Annotated in this window: 15 protein-coding genes; 2 read left to right on the forward strand and 13 right to left on the reverse strand. The window is 34.8% G+C overall.

From position 1 onward, the window contains the following. The first annotated feature begins 106 nt into the window (after positions 1-106). Positions 107-814, forward strand: a complete 708-nt coding sequence (locus HOG71_09915) for a nicotinamide-nucleotide amidohydrolase family protein (protein ID MBT5991151.1) — start codon at positions 107-109, stop codon at positions 812-814. On the opposite strand, the gene HOG71_09920 is transcribed toward HOG71_09915, so the two are convergent. The 13 genes from HOG71_09920 to HOG71_09980 form a co-directional block, all read right to left on the reverse strand. Next, positions 811-1,269, reverse strand: coding sequence for a hypothetical protein (locus tag HOG71_09920; GenBank protein ID MBT5991152.1), 459 nt, complete (start codon positions 1,267-1,269; stop codon positions 811-813). The two genes, HOG71_09915 and HOG71_09920, sit on opposite strands and share 4 nt — an antisense overlap. Positions 1,270-1,278: 9 nt before the next feature. Next, positions 1,279-2,136: an MBL fold metallo-hydrolase gene (locus HOG71_09925; GenBank protein MBT5991153.1), complete on the reverse strand. Its 858-nt coding sequence runs from the start codon at positions 2,134-2,136 to the stop codon at positions 1,279-1,281. An 83-nt stretch (positions 2,137-2,219) separates the two neighbouring features. Then, the gene (locus HOG71_09930; GenBank protein ID MBT5991154.1) at positions 2,220-2,633 is read right to left on the reverse strand and encodes a response regulator; all 414 of its coding nucleotides are present in this window, start codon (positions 2,631-2,633) and stop codon (positions 2,220-2,222) included. A 170-nt stretch (positions 2,634-2,803) separates the two neighbouring features. Then, entirely contained in the window at positions 2,804-6,067 is a 3,264-nt protein-coding gene (locus HOG71_09935; GenBank protein ID MBT5991155.1) for a T9SS type A sorting domain-containing protein, read from the reverse strand. Between the two features lie 98 nt (positions 6,068-6,165). Continuing rightward, a complete protein-coding gene (locus HOG71_09940) occupies positions 6,166-7,488 on the reverse strand; it encodes a pyridoxal phosphate-dependent aminotransferase (protein ID MBT5991156.1) in 1,323 nt (440 codons plus the stop codon). Positions 7,489-7,717: 229 nt separating this feature from the next. Continuing rightward, positions 7,718-8,242 (reverse strand): flavodoxin, encoded by a 525-nt coding sequence (locus HOG71_09945; protein MBT5991157.1) that lies wholly within the window; start codon positions 8,240-8,242, stop codon positions 7,718-7,720. A 115-nt stretch (positions 8,243-8,357) separates the two neighbouring features. Beyond that, positions 8,358-11,486, reverse strand: coding sequence for a leucine--tRNA ligase (locus HOG71_09950; protein ID MBT5991158.1), 3,129 nt, complete (start codon positions 11,484-11,486; stop codon positions 8,358-8,360). 206 nt (positions 11,487-11,692) lie between these two features. Then, positions 11,693-12,010, reverse strand: coding sequence for a diacylglyceryl transferase (locus HOG71_09955; protein MBT5991159.1), 318 nt, complete (start codon positions 12,008-12,010; stop codon positions 11,693-11,695). A 60-nt stretch (positions 12,011-12,070) separates the two neighbouring features. After that, positions 12,071-13,885, reverse strand: a complete 1,815-nt coding sequence (locus HOG71_09960; protein MBT5991160.1) for a hypothetical protein — start codon at positions 13,883-13,885, stop codon at positions 12,071-12,073. 33 nt (positions 13,886-13,918) lie between these two features. Continuing rightward, positions 13,919-15,070: a signal peptidase I gene (lepB, locus tag HOG71_09965; GenBank protein ID MBT5991161.1), complete on the reverse strand. Its 1,152-nt coding sequence runs from the start codon at positions 15,068-15,070 to the stop codon at positions 13,919-13,921. Positions 15,071-15,196: 126 nt separating this feature from the next. Then, positions 15,197-15,700 carry a flavodoxin gene (locus HOG71_09970; protein MBT5991162.1) on the reverse strand — a complete coding sequence of 168 codons (504 nt, stop codon included), beginning with the start codon at positions 15,698-15,700 and terminating at the stop codon, positions 15,197-15,199. A gap of 231 nt (positions 15,701-15,931) precedes the next feature. Continuing rightward, positions 15,932-17,989, reverse strand: a complete 2,058-nt coding sequence (locus HOG71_09975; protein ID MBT5991163.1) for a 2-oxoisovalerate dehydrogenase — start codon at positions 17,987-17,989, stop codon at positions 15,932-15,934. A gap of 17 nt (positions 17,990-18,006) precedes the next feature. Then, positions 18,007-19,263, reverse strand: a complete 1,257-nt coding sequence (locus HOG71_09980; GenBank protein MBT5991164.1) for a 2-oxo acid dehydrogenase subunit E2 — start codon at positions 19,261-19,263, stop codon at positions 18,007-18,009. Between the two features lie 117 nt (positions 19,264-19,380). Here HOG71_09980 and HOG71_09985 point away from each other — a divergent pair, with 117 nt between their 5' ends. Beyond that, positions 19,381-19,872, forward strand: a complete 492-nt coding sequence (locus HOG71_09985) for a superoxide dismutase (protein MBT5991165.1) — start codon at positions 19,381-19,383, stop codon at positions 19,870-19,872. Positions 19,873-19,901: the final 29 nt, after the last annotated feature.

The following is a 19,901-nucleotide window of genomic DNA, read 5'->3' on the forward strand; positions in this document are numbered from 1 at the left end:
TACAATCATCAAGTCTAGAAACAATGTTCTTGAGGGCTTAAATTGCCTTGCTACATATATCCCTGATTAGTTACAAAATCTGTCAGATTCGATTAAATTGGTCAATTTGAATATTAAAACAATTGGACTTGGAGAATCTGTTATTGCTCAAAAAATCAAAGATATTGAAGATTCACTTCCTGCTTATATAAAACTTGCGTATTTGCCTAGTATTGGACAAGTAAAATTAAGATTAACAGCTCAAAATGGCAAAGAGAGTTTAATTCTTGCAGAAATGGAAGAAATTCAAAATAGAATTGTCAGTCGAATTGAAAATTATATTTATGGCTTTGGTGATATTACATTTTCAGAAGCTTTGGGGGAATTGTTAAGAAGTAGAGGATCTAATTTGTCAATTGCTGAAAGTTGTACTGGTGGTTTTGTTGCGCATACGATTACTTCAGTATCAGGTAGTTCTCAGTATTTTAATGGTGGTGTAATAGCCTATTCCAATGAAATTAAAGTAAGCGAATTGCAAGTGGAAGAATCTATTATTAAGACTTTCGGAGCGGTCAGTAAAGAATGTGCTGAAGCGATGGCAATAGGTGTCAGGAATAAATTCAATACAAATTATGCAATTGCTACTACGGGTATTGCAGGACCAGATGGTGGAACAGAAGATAAACCAGTTGGAACCGTATGGCTGGCAGTTGCATCTGAAAATTCGGTTATCAGTAAAATGATTGTATTTGATAGAGGCCGTTTACAAAATATTCAGTTTTCAACAATGACAGTGCTGAATATGTTGAGGAAGCTTATTTTACAATTGAATTAAAACTTAATCCGATCGGAATAGGGAGTTGCTTTCATCAGAACAAATTCATGTACAGTTGCTTCATCCAATTTTCCATTTTTGAATAAGCTGTTTTTTGCAATATAAGCTGCTATTTTTTTTTCTTTCATCCAAACAGCACCAATTTCTGCTATTTTTTCAGTTTCTAAAAATATAAACTGACTATAGCGAACAATTCCTTCAGGATTTGATTGAGAGATTTCAACTGGCGATTTAAAAGATTTGTAGACTATTTTAAGTACTTTAACTTCATCCTTATCATATATGTCAAAATAGCAATCTGGTTCAAATCCACATCCGTGTTTGATGATTTTGAAGCTATAAACTCCATCGATACGAACTTCATTGTTTTTTTTATTGTAGTCGACTTCTTGTCCTGACAGATGAAAAACTGTAAAAAAGAAGGAGGTAATGATGATCATTTTTATTAGTTGCATATAATTGCTTTAAAATATGTCTAAGTCCTTAGCAGAAATAACTTTACCTGTATATGTTTTTGTGATTTCCTTTACCAATTCTTCATCTGTAGTACCCCACGCTAATTGATGATAGAGTAGGAGAAGATCTGGTTTAATTTGATTGGCAATTTCAGCTAACTCAACTGTTGATGTGTGAAATTGTGGATGATAGTTTTGCCAGAACTTTGTTCGGTACTGAAGTTGTTCTTGGGAATACACTTCGTGTATCAACACATCTACCCCTTGGCATTTGTCAATTAATTTCTGACATGGTTTTGTATCACCTGATATAGCAATTTTGCGATCAGGGGTTGTGAAAATAAAACCATATGCATTTTCCCAATTGCCATGCTCAACTAAAAATGCTTCTACTTCAATATTTTGATCCTTGTAAATAATTCCATCCTTAATTTCATGTGTATTTACTTTCCAGCCATTTTCGGTAGCAGGTTCCAAACCATCTAATCTTATTCGGATGTCTTCCCGATAAGCTTTTAGAATATGTTTTGTCATGTCCTGAATTCCCGCTGGGCCATAAACTTCCAGTGGCTTATCTCTACCCATAACCCAGGGTGTGAAAATCAGATCAGGATAACCTGTAGTGTGATCGGAATGTAAATGCGTTAGAAATGCAATTGTTAAATTCTTGACACTTAAAGCATCAATATTTCCTCCATAACGTGGAGACAAAGCAGCAGCTTGCCTGACCAATCCTGGTCCAAAATCAACAAGATAAGCTTGATTATTAACAACAATAGCAATGGAGGACCCTGCATGTGCTGGATCAGGATTTGGCGTACCTGTTCCAAGAAAAATTATTTGAGTTTGACCAGATGCACTGTCCATCATTTGACAAACAGCCGCTGTGCCAGATAATAAACTATAAATTAGAATGAAAACTATCGATTTTGTTAGACTCAAAATATCTGCTAGTTCAATTTTAAATGAAACTTTAATTTTGCCATCAAGTCATTCAACATGATTGGTTTTGCAATGTAATCATCGCAACCGGCTTCAAAGGCTTTTTCACTATCACCATATAAAGCAAAGGCAGTTTGGGCAATTATTGGAAGGTCTGGTAAAATTTGTTTGAGTTTTGTACTGGCTTCATAACCATCCATTTTGGGCATTTTAATATCCATTAATACCAAATCAAAATCAATATTATTATTGATTGTTTCGAAAATTTCAATGCCATTTTTAGCCCAAATTGTTTGGCATCCGCGCATTGACAATAACTTTTGAAGATAACGATAATTGAATTCTTCATCCTCTGCAACTAAAATTGTGTAACCTTGTAAAAATTGATCTGGCTTTGCAGGCTTCGAAGTATTTGTTTCCATTGGTGTAATGTTTTAATAGCATAAATTCAAAAGAATCAGCTATGTTATAAGCACTCTAATTTATTGATTTTCTGTCTAAAAATAGAATTCTGATCAATCTTTATTGCATTCTGTCAAAAAAAAAGGAATCCAATTTGGATTCCTTTTTAATTCATTTATCTAGAAAATATTTATTTCTTCATGAAATTAATTAATTTGTATTGCTGGTTTGATCCAATTTTAAGTTGATACATTCCACTACTGAATGAACTCACATCTATTTTTTGATTATTCAAATTGTTAGTAGGGTAAACTTTGTAAACTAATTTTCCATTCATATCGAAAATTTCAATATTCAATTGATCTTTCAATTGTCCTGTTTCTATTACAAAATAATCTGTGACAGGATTCGGATACATGCGTATAGCATCAAGTAGGTTATTTGTTTCATCAAATCCTGTATTTCCTGTAATGGTAATGGACATACTCTCAATGTTATTTGTTTCGTCAGATTCGTCAATTTGATCGGATGCATCAGCTACAAACAAAATAAACCAATTGCCATTGGCGGTATTGTTTGGAATAATTAAATTTTCGTTGGATGCGCTTGAGCTATTGACTGTTAAGCTCAACACATTGTCTGATCCCAATTCAATATCAGTTCCATCCAATTGGGTGTTTGAAGAAAGAAAGTATTTTAAAATGCTGCTTCCTGCATCTCCCTGACCCTGGTTTTTAATGGTGCAATTAGCTGTTAAAACACCTCCAACATTAACCGTTGCTGGTGTAACGCTTTTTGACTGAATGATCAAATCAGCTTGACCTTTAAAAACAGTAATTTGAGAAGAAGCAATATTATTGTTTTCGTTGTCTTCTGTGATTGCTAAATTAGCATCAGCGTAAATGAGAACATACCAGTTACCAGCAGCTGTGTTAACTGGAATTTGGAAAATTTCAGCAACAGTCATGCTGCCATCTTTAGCCAGACTAATTACATTATCTGATCCCATTTCCATATCACCTGCATCAAAGCTTGAGTTTGCTGATAAATAGTATTTTACTACAGAAGATGCAGCAACAGAACTTCCTTGGTTTTTAATTACGCAAGTAACTGTTAGGTTTTCGCCAGCCTGAATTGTTGAAGGCGAAACGGTTTCATCATAGGCTATGAGGTCTGGATCGCCAGCTATAACACGTGTGATTTCAATTTCGAAAAGATAGGTTCCTTCAATTCCTGAAAAATAGGGACTGACTTCGAAATTAACTGTACCGGCACCGATCACATTAAAATCAGATGCTTCGTCATCATCAAAATAGGCAGACCAATTAGCTCCGTATTTATAAGCAAAAACTGCATCGCAGCTGTAAGTATAACCGGTTCCACTGTTGTAACTATCATGTAAGCGCATGCTAATGGTATAATTATAACCACTGGCTAAATTGAAGTTGTAAAAATCAATATCACTTGCATTGTGAAAGTTTGAGCCAACAGTTGTAATAGTGGCTTTATCAGCTACAAAAGTAGGTGTAAATGTATACGGACTGTTTTCTGTATTATTTACCTCATATGGATCTGGATATTGGGCTGTTGAAATAATTTTTATTGGAATAGGATTTAAATAGGAATCTTCATCAATAAGTGTCCAGTTGCCACCTGAAGGTTTAAAATGAGCAGCTAAAATGTAATCACCTGGAGCTGCTTGGATAGAGCTGCTAACAAACCATATACCATTTGTCCAATGACTCATGGTAGGTAAACTTATACTACTTCTTGTTTCAATCGTTTCAACGAATTGACCACTTGATACATCAAACAAGGAAACGGTTAATTCTCCATTAAATGTGGAACCGCTAAAATTTGCCATATCAAACCAAACAAATGCTGAATCATATTGAACCAATGGTTTTGGGAAAGCATAAATAGAGTCATATAGTCTAATGTCCCAGGCTGAAGTTCCCCCTTGAACAGTTACAGATACAGGGTTTGAATATGATCCTTTATCGACTAGAGTCCAACTTCCGCCACTTGGTCTGAATTCAGCTGCAACTAAATAAGTGCCAGGTGATGCAGATATACTGCTGCTCTCAAAATCATGTCCATATGAATAATAGTATCCATCGGTTAATGATAAATTGTTAAAGCTATCGATCAGTTCAACAAATTGACCTGATGAACTATACAATGCAACCCGAATATCTCCGGTAAAATTGGTGCCACAATTATTTAATAATTGAACCCATATTGTTGCTGACTGATATTGAGTTAGTGTAGTGGGCGTTTTTGTGATTCCATCATATAATGTTAACATGATGGAAGAAGTTGTACCCGGTTTGATACCAATTATAGCTGCCTGGCTGGTTGAAAAGTCATAGGTCGAAGGATTTAAATTTGAAACGTAAAAATAACCATCCTGTGAACCTTGCCATCCCCAATTGAAATGGAAATGGTTATTTGATGTTCCTTGATAGCCATCGCAAACAAATGCATGACCACCTGACGAACCATGACCACGGTAGATCATTGGTCTGGAATTATCAATTTCAGTTTTTAATAAACTCTCCCAAGCGCTACTTGTATAATTACTTTTATCTTTATATTGAGTGGTAGATGAATAACCAAAATAATTTTTCAATGATGAAGCTGCATCTGAAGTATATGCACCACTTCCAGTTGGTGCATAATTCATTTCAACACTTACACCACAGTGATTGAGCAAAGTAGCCACAGCACTGTTATTGGAGGAGAGTGAATTTGGCATTCCACTCCAATTGTATGTTGTCATGCCATAATTAGCAGCTAATGTTCCATAACTTGAATGGTAATAGGAGCTAGATCCGCTTCCTTTTGTTGGTGATTTGTGGTAATGCATTACCTGACCCATAGCAACTGCTACACATCCAACTAAAACCCTATTGTCGTAACTGCTGCTAGCATCAACAGGACAATTTCTGTTGTAATATTGACCTTGTCCCCAATGGGCAGAAACTAATGGACTTACACTACGATAGTTTCCTCTATATACTGTTTGTTTCTCAAGATTGGCCCATTCATTTTGAATGTTTCTATCAGCTTTTAAGCCATTGCTAATAACTTTTAGAATTTGCTTTTCATATATAATCATCATTTCATGAAAAGAGGGAGGCTGATTTTCAACCAAATAGTTTCCTTGAAATGAATAACCTAAAATTGGATAAACATCATCATCTGCTGAAACAATAACATATCCTTCAACAGAACTATGAATATTAAAGACAAAATAAAGATTGGAATTGTTTTGCGTTTTGGTAAATACCAATTCGGTGTGTATATCTTTCAGTTTGATGTTGTGGAATTCACTGGCTCTTTCGAAAAACAAATTTTTCGCAATTTTTTTTGCGTAATTGGAGTTAATCGGATTTGCAAAACCACAGAAAACAAATAACAGGAGAGCTATAGAGGTTAATAATCGTTTCATTATATAATCGTTAATTATTTAAAATATTCCATCCTTTAATGGGATTTCAAAGATAAGCTAAGAGGTAAAATGCGGCATTAATAATTTAAGTCAAATTATCAACCATTATAAGGATGATCCTCTTTGAATTTTTTCAATCGAAATGCTAGATCTGCAAATTGGTTTCGATCTACTTGCGAAACACAAGCTCTTAATCCTTCCAGACGTTCGCTTCCTGTAATGGCCAGAGAAATAGCACTTACACCATAGTAAAGTAATTCTTCAACCAATTCTTCACCACTAAAACCGGGGTAGCAAATAGTGAAATAAAAACCATCGGCTATGGGTTGATCGATATCGGTGTCATAAACAATTTCGAATCCGTTATCCAGAAAATACTTTTTCATTACTTTCGCTTTTTCTGCATAATCCAATACATCTTTACGGTATTTATATTGTCCTTCATTCACAGCCTTTAGTATGGCAGCCAAACCATATTGAGGAGAATGGGCTGTACCTGAGCTTAAGGCATATATAGAACCAAATATCAGTGCTCTACCAAACAAGTCTGAAGAAAAATATCTTCTTAAATCAGCTGATTGTGTGTTGAAAACTTTATCAGAAACGACCAGCATACCAATTCGTTGCCCGGCATAACTGAAAACTTTGGAACTGGAAATAAGTAAAATGTAATTATCAGTATATTGTGAAACACTTGGCTGATATGGAGGAACACCCGGTTCAGAATAATCCTTACGGAAATCCATTCCGAAATAAGCCAGATCTTCGATTACCACTACATTGTACTTATCGGCTAATTCTGCAATTGTTTTCAGTTCATCATCTGTAAAACAAATCCATGACGGATTATTTGGATTGGAATAAATAATGGAGACAATATTTCCTTTACTCAAATAGCTTTCGAGTTTCTCTCTAAGTTTTTCGCCACGGTAGTTATATACATCAAAACTCTCATATTTTTGACCAAGTACATGATGTTGTTGTTTTTGAACTGGAAATCCGGGATCGATAAACAGGGTAGTGTCTTTTCCTTCATACAATCTTCCTAAAGTCATGAATGAAGCAAATCCACCAAGCATAGAACCAACAGTTGGAATACATCCGCTAGGATCCACATCAATATTTAAAAATAGTTTAACAAAACGAACTATTTCCGCTTTAAGTTCGGGTATTCCTTCAATATTCGGATAAAGAGATGCTACTCCTTTGCGTAAAGCTTCAATTTCAGCTTCCACTCCGATTTTTGCAGGTGGAAGCCCGGGGACACCCATTTCCATGCGGATAAATTTCTCGCCAGTTTCTTTTTCAATCTGACTAACCACTTTTAGCAATTCACGAATGCTGGCTTTTCCAATATTTTGAACACCACTTTCTTCTATTTTTTGCTTGACTATTTGATAGTTTATAGGTGTGTTTTTCATTTTCAAGAATAATTTACTGTCTATTTTAAAGTATTGCTGTAAACACAAACCTACATGAAATTTATATAATGTCCATGTAAGTAAAACAATAAATAATTGTAATAATTTACGATGAGCATAAAATGAGGAATAACAAGCTCGAAAAGAGAATCGCTTGAGAAATATAGCAACAGCTCAAATCAATACATGAGAAATTGAAAGCAATAAGAAATTGGAAATAATGAAGTTGTTACTTCTTAAACTGTGTTTTCAACAAAGCAGTCCATTCTGCAATGAGTTCATTTGTATCCTCTGGATAATTATCATGGTCGATAGGGAGTCCTACAAACTGATTTTTAACAAAGGCTCGTGAACTGGTGAAATCATATTTGTCGCCAGGCCAATGCCCGATAATTTTAACTCCTTGTTCTTTAAGTTTTTCAGACAAGGGTCCCATATCGTCACAAAAATGATCAGGATACAGAACTTGATTTCCTAAACCAAATATAGCCGCTCTTTTACCCTTTAGCTCTACCTTTTGAATAAGCATGAAAAAATTGTCCCAAAGGTTTTTGGTACTTGCATCCGACCAATTATCAGCTCCAATTGTAGAAATGCCGAAAATATATTGATCATATTCTTCCAGTTTTAGTAACGATACTTTGGAGAGGTCTAAAACATCAATGTCTTTTTTTTCAAAATTATTAGCAATGATATTAGCAACGTCCTCTGTATTGCCACCAGTATATCCGAAAAATAATCCAATTTTTTTCATTTGATTAATATTAGTTTTTGTTGTTTGAGCACATTGGCTCATTGTACAAAGTTAATGTTTTATCGTAACATTAATTATTGAGTTGATGTGTTATCAAGTTGATTAATATCAATAATTATGACACAACAATGTTAATGATTTTATTGGGGACGAAAATAATTTTTCGAACTGTTTTTCCTTCTAACCATTTTTTAGATTGGGGGTTATTCAATATTTCCTTTTCTACCTCCTCTCTTGAAATTTGTGTTGGAAAGGATTGTTTGAATCTCATTTTCCCATTGAAAGAAATGGGGTATTCATGCTCATCTTCCTTCATATAATCTTCATTAAAGTTTGGGAATTGAGTTTTTGTAACACTTGCTCGATGACCTGCCATAGCCCATAATTCTTCAGCAATATGGGGTGCAAATGGAGAGATTAAAACGATTAATGGCTCCAAAATATTTCTTTTTGTGCAAGCTAATTTAGTTAAATCATTGACGGCTATCATAAATGAACTGACAGATGTATTAAAGGAAAGTCGTTCAATATCATCACCAACTTTTTTGATAATTTTGTGTAGTACTTTTAACTCCTGGTCGGTTGATCTTTCTTCTGATAATTCAAATTCATTTTGCTCATTGAAATACAAATTCCAAAATTTCTTCAGGAACTTTGAAACACCTTCAATGCCATCTGTATTCCAAGGTTTGTGAAGCTCAATAGGGCCGAGGAACATTTCATACATACGAAAAGTATCCGCTCCATATTTGTCGATTATTAAATCAGGATTAACAACATTATGCATGGATTTTGACATTTTTTCAATGCTATATCCACAATGATATCTGCCATCTTCCAGAATAAACTCAGCTTGTTTGAACTCAGGTCTCCAGGATTTAAAAGAGTCTATATTTAGATAGTCATTCTCAACAATGTTTACATCCACATGCAAAGGGGTAGCATACAAGTCTTTGTCTTTGATGCCGGCAGAAACAAAAATTGGCTTGAGTTCTTTGTGCTCTCGGGTTAAATACGACTCAACATCCTGACCTATAGCCATTTCTTTGATCTTATTAATAACATCATCCAGATTTTCTAGAATTCTGATAACTGGTATAAGAAGTAAGTTGTAATCATTTTGATCAAAATATTCTTTATATCTGGATTCCAGCTTTTCAAGTTTTTTATGCTGTTTAATCTCCAATACAATTTTTGCATCCTGACTGAAAAAATCAAATTCACGATGACCTTCTTTGTATTTACGGTGAAATTTTATACCTGTTTTGAGTTCCTTGATTTGTTCCCAAAGAAGATATTCAGCATATTTTTCAGGGTTAACACGATACACAAAATTTGAACGACCTTGAATCATTCCTTGATTGACTAACTTTTTGAAGGGCTCTTCTTTGCAACTTAATCCGAGGTCAAAAAGAAATTTATTCCAAAAGCGTGAATAAATTAAATGTCCTGTAGCATGTTCAGTCCCACCAATATACAAATCTACATCCTGCCAATATTGTACAGCATTTTGTGAAAAATACTCTTGATCGTTTTGAGGATCCATATACCTTAAATAGTATGCACTTGAACCTGCAAAACCTGGCATGGTATCCAATTCCAATTGATATCCTTTAGCTGTTTTCCAGTTTTCGGCTCGTGCTAAAGGCGGCTCTCCATCCTCTGTTGGTAAGTATTTGTCGACTTCCGGCAATTCCAATGGAAGCTCAGATTCCTCCAGAACTTTGGGTATATCATTCTCATAATATACTGGGAATGGCTCTCCCCAATAACGTTGACGGCTGAAAATAGCATCTCGCATCCGATAGTTAATCTTGAATTCTCCTATTGCAAGTTCTTCAAGTTTAGTATTCATTACATGCATTGCATCTGCCACCTCAAGCCCATTCAGAAAATCTGAATTAATAAGAGTTCCTGCTTTCGCATCATATGATTCTTGATCAATATTGCCACCACTGACAACTTCAATAATGGGTAGATCAAAATGTTTTGCAAAAGCATAATCACGACTATCATGTGCAGGAACAGCCATGATAGCTCCAGTTCCATAACCAAAAAGGACATAATCTGCAATCCAAATAGGCATCTTTTCATTTGTGAAAGGATGAAAGGCATAGGCACCTGTAAATTGCCCACTTACGTTTTTAGTTTCTGCTATTCGATCTCTTTCTGTCCGTTTGCTGGTAATTTCAATGTATTGCTCTATCTTTTCTTTAAACTCAGAAGTGGTTATTTTACTAACTAATGGATGCTCTGGAGCAAGAACCATATAGGTTGATCCAAACAAAGTATCTGGTCTGGTCGTAAAAACCTCAATCTGAAATTCGCAATCTTTCTGCCTCCCTGGGCTTGTCGAAGGCGCTGCCGCAATCTGAAATTCTATGCTGGCTCCAGTAGATTTGCCAATCCAATTTCGTTGCATTTCTTTCAAGGAATCGGACCAGTTCACCTGATCGAGTCCTTGCAAAAGTCTTTCAGAATATGCAGATACCCTAAGTAACCATTGAGTCATTGGTTTTTGAACCACCGGATGCCCTCCACGTGCCGACAAGCCATCTTTAACTTCATCATTGGCTAATACTGTCCCTAATTCAGGACACCAGTTTACTGTGGTCTCTGCCTGAAATGCCAATCGATAATTCATCAATATGGCTTGTTGTTCTTTTTCTGATTTGGAATTCCATTCCGCTGCAGTAAAACTTAATTCTTCTGAACAGGCAGCTTGAATATGAGCAGTTCCATTCTGAGAAAACTCTTTAACCAAAGATTCTATTGGTTCAGCTTTCTGTGATTCATTATTGTAATAATGCTTGAATAGTTGAATAAATGTCCACTGAGTCCATTTATAATATGAAGGATCAGATGTTCTGACCTCCCGATCCCAATCGTATGCAAAACCTATTTTGAATAATTGCTCTTTATATCTTTTGATATTTTCATCGGTTGTAACAGCAGGATGCTGACCTGTTTGAATAGCATATTGCTCAGCAGGCAAACCAAAAGCATCAAAACCCATTGGGTGAAGAACATTGAATCCTTTCAGAACTTTGTAGCGGCTGTAAATATCGGAGGCTATATAACCCAAAGGGTGACCAACATGAAGTCCGGCACCTGAAGGGTAGGGGAACATATCCAAAACATAAAATTTTGGTTTGTTCTTATCAATCTCAACTTTATAGGTTTTTTGAGTGTGCCAGGTTTCTTGCCAATTCTTTTCTATCTGTTGGAATTTATATTCAGCCATTCTTTGCTTATTTCTTTTGTGTAATTAGCAGGCAAAATTAAGGATTCCAATTCTTTTGTTGGTGCTAAATTTAATCAAATGAAAATGGGATCTTTTGTTTTAAGCTATAATGGAGGATGAATCATCATGCTGAACTTGATTCAGCATTTATTAGATCATGAAATAAATTCAGGGTGAAGATAAGTATTCAATATAAATAATTGGGATTAGTTCTTTTTACTTGCTTTTCTTAGTCTAAATAGCTTTTTAAATGAGCTGAAAAATCGTTTTTCAAAATTCCAAAAGAACTTAAATTGACCGAATATTGTACCTATTACTATCAGCAAAATATTATAAATTGGAAGAGTCAGGAAAATAAAAACCAAAAGACGGTTCATGAAAGATGGATCATCAGTAAGATTTAGCCCATGACTGATAAATCCTTCAACTCTTAAAGTAGACATTCCTGTAAGAGCAAAAACAACAAGAATAATCACAACATGGAAAGTGCCTTTAATGCCCCATCTTGTTTTAAGCTTTTCAATCCACATTGGTGTTTTCATTCGGCAAAGGTATGATTTGAAGTGAATCTAATTCAATGATTTTTAATTTTTTGAATAATCTAAACTGGATCCTGCTTTCCAACTTTTTAATCCAAATTCATATGCACCTGCATCTGGTGCTAATCCTTCAAATTTATCAGTCAAACCCTTAACAATAATTCCATAATCAATTGCCTCAGAACCAGATTTTAGTGAAAAATCAAACACATGGATATTTGTAAATGCTGGTCTTGAAATGGATAGATTGTTTTGTTTGAGCGTTCCCTCAGACATGGGATGGGAGCTTAAATTATTAAATACATGCTGGTTTGTATTGTTTGAGAACTGTATTCCACCTGTTGTTTTTTGTATGTAGCGACTTAACCATATTGTATTGTGATAAATGCTAAGATTGCTTGCTGGCTTGTTTGTGCGGATTCCGGTTTCAACATGCCAGATAACATTGTGATGAATTCTGTAATTTGAGCAATAATTATCAATATACACTCCTTCACAAGCTTTTTGCGTTTGCGCATCATGTATCCAATTGTAGGCTATTTCAGAGCCCTCACCATCTGTTTTAAAAACATATGTTCCACCAAGATCTTGTGTAAGCAAGCCAAATAAGGAAATGTCATTATACATGATTTGAACTTTTTTAGCATCGTTATGTACAATTCCGCTTCTTGCGGTATTCCTGATTGTATTGTGCAATATTTTATGGTTTTCACCGACCAGCGCAATAGGTGCAGCATTGGTTGCCATCCAATTGCAATCTTCTATAATACAATTTTGCACTTGGTTATTATGTCCTCCTAAACTTATACCATCCCCCCAACTATGCCCAATATAACTATCCGAAATTTTATTGTTTCTTCCGCTGATTTGAATGCCGGCTCCATCCCAATGTTCAATTGAATAATCACTGTTTTGCATTCCCCGATCAAAACTCCGACTGAAAGTGAAAAATGGAACAGGATAGAGGATACTACAACTTTCAATCGAGCAATTTGTAGCCATATTTAATGAGATATTTGCATTCTCAAAACGCAAATTGATGAGCTGAATATGAGATTGATGATCAGCTACCAATCCAAATTCTCGTATCCGAGCTTCTATGTTAAGTTCGTCAATATTTTTAGTAGTGTAATAATATAAAGTGTCGTGTTGCCAGTGCCATTCATTTTCATGGTCAAGAGCATTTATGTGTTTAATGATATAGGTCTGCCCATCACCTAAATAATTTTTTTGCCCTTTTGCATTCCACTGGTGACTCCGATTTTTACAAAATAGCTGATTGCTATCTGAAGTAGAAACCTGACCGATTTGTGTGACCCATTTTTCTCCTGTTAGGATGATGCAATAGGCCCTTATCCAATGGTTTCTGGGAAATGTGGCATCTTCAAAAAATACACTTCCGTTTGAATCGGCTGTTACATGAAGCCAATCGTCCAGTATAAATCTATTTTCCTGATTTTTGTTTGGGAAACGAGCTTCAAATGCAATTTCATCATTAACCATTAATTGTAAAACTTCATTAGGAATGTAAGTTTTGTAAATATTATTTTGATGGAGTTCCCAATCAGATGCCATTACACAACCACTAATTATTACGTTTTCATTCTGATAGGAAGTGAAAATAATTGGGGATTCTGACGTGCCATTTTTTCTGATGGTAACTACCTCTCTATAAATACCTTTTCTGATATAACAAGTGTCACCAGCTTTTATAACATCAGCAGCCTTTTGAATACTTTTAAAAGGGGAGGAGATTGTCCCTTGATTATTATCATTACCTGAAATTGAGACATAATACTGTGTTTTTCCTGTAAAAAAAGAACAAGTGAAAATAATAAAAAGGAATATTAATTTGTTCATTGAGCCATTTAAGTCTGCTTGATTTAGAATAATCTAATTTATGATTTTGCCGATTCTGTTTTTTTCCTTTGCCCAGTATATATACAATGCTTTTCCAACAATATCTTCTTCAGGGACGAAGCCATACATTCTTGAATCATATGAATTAGGTCGATTATCTCCAATAGTCCAGTAGTAGTTTTTCTGAACCTCATAAGAGGAAGTTAAAACACCATTAATCCAAATACTATTGCTGTCATAGTCAAGAGTATTGCCTTCAAAATCAGTTATTAGATTGCAATAAAACTTTATGTTATTGTTGTCTAATTTTAAGATATCTCCACTTTTAGGTATTTGAACAGGGCCATAGAAATCCATATTCCAATTTGTATTTTGTGGCTGAATGATGTTTTCGTCTCTGGCATTTCTCATTTCCAGAATATGATCAATAGAAATAATTTCTTTTTTTTGGCTTAAATAATCTACTTGTTCAATAGTTAGAAAAATAATGTAATCAATTTCATTATCTGACATGATTTCTGTTATCCCATGTTTTTCTAATAATGTTGGATTAAATGGAGTAGATGTTTTTATCAGATATTTTTGCTTCAACTGATTTTCATTATGAAATGATATGTTATTAACATAAACGTGTCCATTGATAATTTCAACCTCATCACCCGGGAGTCCCAGGCATCTTTTGATGAAAATATCTTGATTGTATGTAGGGCTGATAAAAGCGATTATGTCTCCCAGTTCGATGGATTCGAATTCTTTGTCTACTGTGAAAACATCATGGATCAGTAAGCTTGGTTCCATGGATGATGTTGGAATTATATAGGATTGGACAGGCAGTTTGCTTTTTACCTCTGTCCCATAAAAAAGAATAGAAATGGCGATTTGAATTGATATTATTGCAACATAAATATACCATTTATCCCATTTTTTTATGTCTACTTCTTTTGTCTTTCTACAAACGACAATTGCATCAATAAATATGTACAATAAACCACCAATAGAAAGAATGAGTGAAATGTATAAATTTGGAAATGTTTTTAAAAAGTTTGTGAATATCAGAATATTCACATAAATATTCATTGTAATAAAAACAAGAATGGCCTTTTTAATTTGGTGGTTATAAAGCTGACCTAATCCTAAACTTAGTATAGAAAGCAAAAAAGCTATCCATGGATTTTTCCTTTTCATTAAAATCTATTTTAATAGTTTATTTAACCTGATTAAGGCAGGTTAAAGATAATCATTATAAGAATTCAATGAATAGTCTTGAAGAAAATACAGAAATATGAAAAGGAAAAATAGAGTGATTTGATTTTACATCAATTCATTTTGTATTTGAGCAACCCAGTCCTTTATTCTTTTTGCTGAAAGCTTTGCTTGATTTTCCTGATCTAGCAATAAACCCACAAATTGATCTCCTCTTATTGCTTTAGAGCTTTCAAATTCATAGCCATCAGTTGAAGTGAATCCAATCAGTTTTCCTCCACCTTTTTCGAGAATTTCGGCCATGATTCCTAATGCATCACCAAAGTTTTCAGGATAGCCTTTTTGGTCACCTAAACCATAAAGTGCAAAGGTTTTTCCTTTTAAATCCATGTCTTCCAGTTCAGGAACAAATTCATCCCAATAGTTTGCCAATTCGCCATCAAACCAAGTTGGTAGACTAAGAATAAGTAAATCGTATGCTAATAATAAATCACCTGTGATTTCTTCTGCATTGATGGCTTCTATCTTTTCCTTACCAAATACCTCGCTAATTTTTTCTGCTGCCTTTTTTGATTTGGTGGTATTGAAACTGTATATGATGGCTGTTTTCATTTTTTTGTTATTTGTGTTCTGTTGTTTCAGTTCTTAATTCGATATTCAAATGTTCTATTGTTCAATCATTGATTCCACTTTGAAAAGTGAATTTTTGCCACAAAGGCACTAAGATTTCACAAAGAGCTACATGTTGATTATCATTGCGTTGTGTTTCTTTGAGCCTTCGAGTCTTAGTGGCATATTTCTTTTTTTGATTTTCCGTGTGGACTCATTTATGCAAAATTTAATTTAATAAGCCAACAGCTCTTTTGCTGCTTTTTCAATTTTATCGGTATCTGGCAAAATTGCTTTTTCAAGAATTCGGTTGAAACCTACAGGTGTAAAAGTTGACCCAACCCGCTTCACAGGTGCATCCAAATACTCAAAAGCTTTATCACTAATTAAGGCAGAAATCTCTCCGCCAAAACCTGAAAATATTTTGTCTTCATGCACTATCAATACTTTACTTGTTTTCTTTACCGTATTAATAATGGCTTCCTCATCCAAAGGAAGTAATGAACGCAGATCTAAAACCTCAACTTCATATCCTGACTCTTGTGCAATTTTTTCAGCTGCTTCAAGGCACATATGTGTTGTATTTCCGTAAGTAATCATGCTCATATCTTTTCCTTCTCTTCGGATTCTTGCCTTTCCAAAAGGAACTTCAAAATCATCAGGGATAGGAGTTGCAGCCTTTGGTGCATTGTATAATGCTTTGGGTTCCATAAAAACAGTCAGCCCCTCTGATCGTATGGATGTTCTTAATAATCCAGCTGCATCGTCAGCAAAAGAGGGATAAACTACACGGCAACCGGGGAAAGTGGTTAATGCTCCTTCAATATTTTGAGAATGATACAATCCTCCACCAATGTAACCTCCTGATGCTAAACGGACTGTAATGTTGGGTGAAAAGGCTCCATTGCTTCTCCAATAATCATGAGTTGTTTCAACAAATTGCTCCATAGCCGGCCAAAAATAATCGGCAAACTCAGCACCTTCAACAACAACACGGATGTTTTTATTAAATCGGCTCATACCATTAGCTGTTCCCATAATATAGTCTTCGGCAATTGGTGCATTAAATACGCGTCCAATTCCAAATTCTTTTTGCATGCCTTTCGATACATTGAATATACCGCCTTTGTCTTTATTGGCAATATCCTGTCCCCATAAAAAAGTATCGGGATTATGACGGAATTCAGCTTTTAAGGTTTCATTTAAAGCCTCAATAAATTTCTTTTTATCTCCTTCATGCGTATGAATTCCTGTTGGATATTTTTCAGTTACATATGGTTCTGCAATGACAAAATCATGAATGGAATTTGGATCAGGATCTGGTGCTGCCAGAGCTGCTTTATGTGCTTTTTTAACTTCAACTTTAACTTGTTCTTCAATGTCGTTTAACTCTGCTTCTGATAATCGATCATAACGCAACAGCATGCGTCTGAACTTACCCATCGGATCGTATTCTTTCACATAATTCATTTCATAATCATCTCGATAAAGATCATGTCGATCAGAATTTGAATGTGAATGTATCCGAACGCAGTTTGCCTGAACAATAACAGGTTTTTGTTGTTCCTGTGCATGTTTTTTGGCTTCTGTCATAGCATTCATGCTATCAAAAACATCCTTTCCGTTGCAGTGGATAATTCTTAGATTTTTGAATCCTGAGAAATTGTTAGCGACTTTGCGATTGGCAGTTTGATCTTTTTTGGGCACGGATATTCCATAACCATTGTCCTGAAATACAAATACAACAGGAAGTTGCTCATTAGATGCACCATTGATTGCCTCATACACATAACCTTCCGAAACGGATGATTCACCTTGTGAACTAAATACAACACCAGTAGTTCCATAATGCTTTATTGCACGAGCTGTACCTGCTGCAGTTTGTGTGTGATTTCCTGTACAAGAAGAAACATTGTGGATATTCCATTCTGGTTTACCAAAATGATTCGACATATGACGTCCACCACTGGCTAAATCTGTCGCTTTTGAAATCCCATTCAGAATGATTTCTGTAGCTGTTAAACCAGCAGAAATATTGGTGAGCATATCCCTGTAATAGGGGAACATGTGATCTACATTTTTATCGAAAACTTGTCCGATTGCCAATTGAATTCCATCATGTCCTGCGTAAGGTGCATGGTAACTCCAACCAATTGCTTGCTTTAAATAGTTCGGAGCTCGTTCATCCAAAGCGCGACCTAATGTCATTAAATAAAACCAATTCTTCAGGCTTTCTTTATCTGTATTCTTAATGGAAAATAATTTCGGAATAATATTATTATCTACTTTCATTGATCTGCTTCTTATTATTAAATATTTCTTGTTGTATCGAATTGCTCTAAATAATCTGCTATTTTTTTAACAAAAGCGCCACCTAAAGCCCCATCGACTATACGATGGTCGTATGATAAGGATAGATACATTTTATGTCTGATGGCAATTACGTCCCCATGTTCTGTTTCTAAAACAGCAGGTTTTTTAACAATACTGCCAGTGGCAAGAATGGCTACCTGTGGTTGATTTATAACAGGTGTCCCAAAAAGATTATCAAAGGAACCAAAATTTGTAATACTGAATGTCCCTCCTGAAATGTCATCCGGACTGAGTTTATTATTACGAGCATTTTGTGCCAGTGTATTCACATCTGTTGCTAAACCTGCCAAGTTTTTTTGATCTGCATTTTTAATGACGGGAACGATGAGGTTCCAATCTTCTAATGCTACTGCCATCCCAATGTTAACTTGCTTTCGGAGAATGATATTATTCCCATCTGTTGACGCATTCACTTGAGGAAAGTCGCGAAGAGCTTTGGCTACAGCTTCCGTGAATATGGGCATATAGGTGAGTTTTTGTCCATATTTTTTCTGGAATTCAATTTTAACTTTATTTCGCCATTTAACTAAATTAGTCACGTCAGCTTCAATTACTGAAGTTACATGAGCAGAAGTTTGTACCGACATAATCATATGATCAGCAATAAGTTTCCGCATTCTTCCCATTGGAATAATCTCATCACCCGCATTAATTGAAATAGGAGCTGCTGATTTTATTGGCTTTTGATTTTGTGGTGATTTTGTTCTGTTTTCAAGAAAGTTTAATACATCTTTTTTTGTAAGCCTGTCATTTGAACCACTTCCCGCTATTGTGTCTAATTCTGCTTGAGTGATACCTTCTTTTGCAGCAATTGTTTTTACTAGTGGAGAATAAAACCGATCAGTATGTTGGATGGAATTTTTATCGTCTTTTTCAACTGCTAAATGAGTTTTTTGTACATCTTTTTCTTGCTTGATTTCAACAGCAGTGTCTTGAACATCTACATCTTCTCCATCCAGAGCAATAATGGCTATGACTTTTCCTACAGCAACAACTTCATTTTCAGCAAAAAGTATTTTAACAACTTTTCCTTCCACAGGAGATGGGATTTCTGAATCCACTTTATCGGTTGCTAATTCTACCAGAGATTGATCTTCTTCTACCAAATCTCCTTCTTTGATTAGCCACCTTAGTATTGTTGCTTCTTCTACACTCTCACCCAATTTGGGCATAATGATGTCAAACTTAGCCATAATGCGTATTTATAATTAGTACAAATTTATAAATAATATAAAAAAGAAAGCTTGTAAATTTGTTTAATGTTTGACATTGATTGTTTTACATGCATTAATCAAATAAAATAATTTAATATGAAAAAATATTTTTTATTAGTACTTGCCACAATGTCTTTTATATTTATCAGCCATAAAACATCTTCTCATTGTGAAGTTCCCTGTGGAATTTATGATGATGAATTACGCGTAGAACTGATTTATGAACACATCAGTACGATTGAAAAAGCAATCAAACAGATTGAGGAATTAGAAAAAGAAATTCCTGTAAACTATAATCAAATGATTAGATGGGTTAATACGAAAGAAGAACATGCTACTAAAATACAGGATATTGTTAACCAGTATTTTATGACTCAAAGGGTAAAGGCCGTAGATGGTTCAGATCAGTTTGCATATGACAAATATATTGCTCAACTCACCAGTTTGCATCAACTCCTGGTGTATGCGATGAAAAGCAAACAAAGTCTTGATCTTAAAAACGTAGCAAAGCTAATGGAATTAACTGCTGTTTTTGAACATTCTTATTTTGGTGAGCACAGGCATGATAAGGAAGGTGAGCATAAATAGGAAAAATCTCAAAATTATTAGTAAGAACG

Source organism: Bacteroidota bacterium, from assembly GCA_018698135.1.
Taxonomy (GTDB): Bacteria; Bacteroidota; Bacteroidia; order CAILMK01; family JAAYUY01; genus JABINZ01.

Bases quoted from the DNA above. Each gene is read 5' to 3' on its own strand.
- HOG71_09980 (MBT5991164.1), bottom strand. From the start codon at position 19,263: ATGGCTAAGTTTGACATCATTATGCCCAAATTGGGTGAGAGTGTAGAA.
- HOG71_09960 (MBT5991160.1), bottom strand. From the start codon at position 13,885: ATGAACAAATTAATATTCCTTTTTATTATTTTCACTTGTTCTTTTTTT.
- HOG71_09930 (MBT5991154.1), bottom strand. From the start codon at position 2,633: ATGGAAACAAATACTTCGAAGCCTGCAAAGCCAGATCAATTTTTACAA.
- HOG71_09975 (MBT5991163.1), bottom strand. From the start codon at position 17,989: ATGAAAGTAGATAATAATATTATTCCGAAATTATTTTCCATTAAGAAT.
- HOG71_09925 (MBT5991153.1), bottom strand. From the start codon at position 2,136: ATGGACAGTGCATCTGGTCAAACTCAAATAATTTTTCTTGGAACAGGT.
- HOG71_09920 (MBT5991152.1), bottom strand. From the start codon at position 1,269: ATGCAACTAATAAAAATGATCATCATTACCTCCTTCTTTTTTACAGTT.
- HOG71_09945 (MBT5991157.1), bottom strand. From the start codon at position 8,242: ATGAAAAAAATTGGATTATTTTTCGGATATACTGGTGGCAATACAGAG.
- HOG71_09950 (MBT5991158.1), bottom strand. From the start codon at position 11,486: ATGGCTGAATATAAATTCCAACAGATAGAAAAGAATTGGCAAGAAACC.
- lepB (MBT5991161.1), bottom strand. From the start codon at position 15,070: ATGAAAAGGAAAAATCCATGGATAGCTTTTTTGCTTTCTATACTAAGT.
- HOG71_09970 (MBT5991162.1), bottom strand. From the start codon at position 15,700: ATGAAAACAGCCATCATATACAGTTTCAATACCACCAAATCAAAAAAG.
- HOG71_09985 (MBT5991165.1), top strand. From the start codon at position 19,381: ATGAAAAAATATTTTTTATTAGTACTTGCCACAATGTCTTTTATATTT.
- HOG71_09935 (MBT5991155.1), bottom strand. From the start codon at position 6,067: ATGAAACGATTATTAACCTCTATAGCTCTCCTGTTATTTGTTTTCTGT.
- HOG71_09940 (MBT5991156.1), bottom strand. From the start codon at position 7,488: ATGAAAAACACACCTATAAACTATCAAATAGTCAAGCAAAAAATAGAA.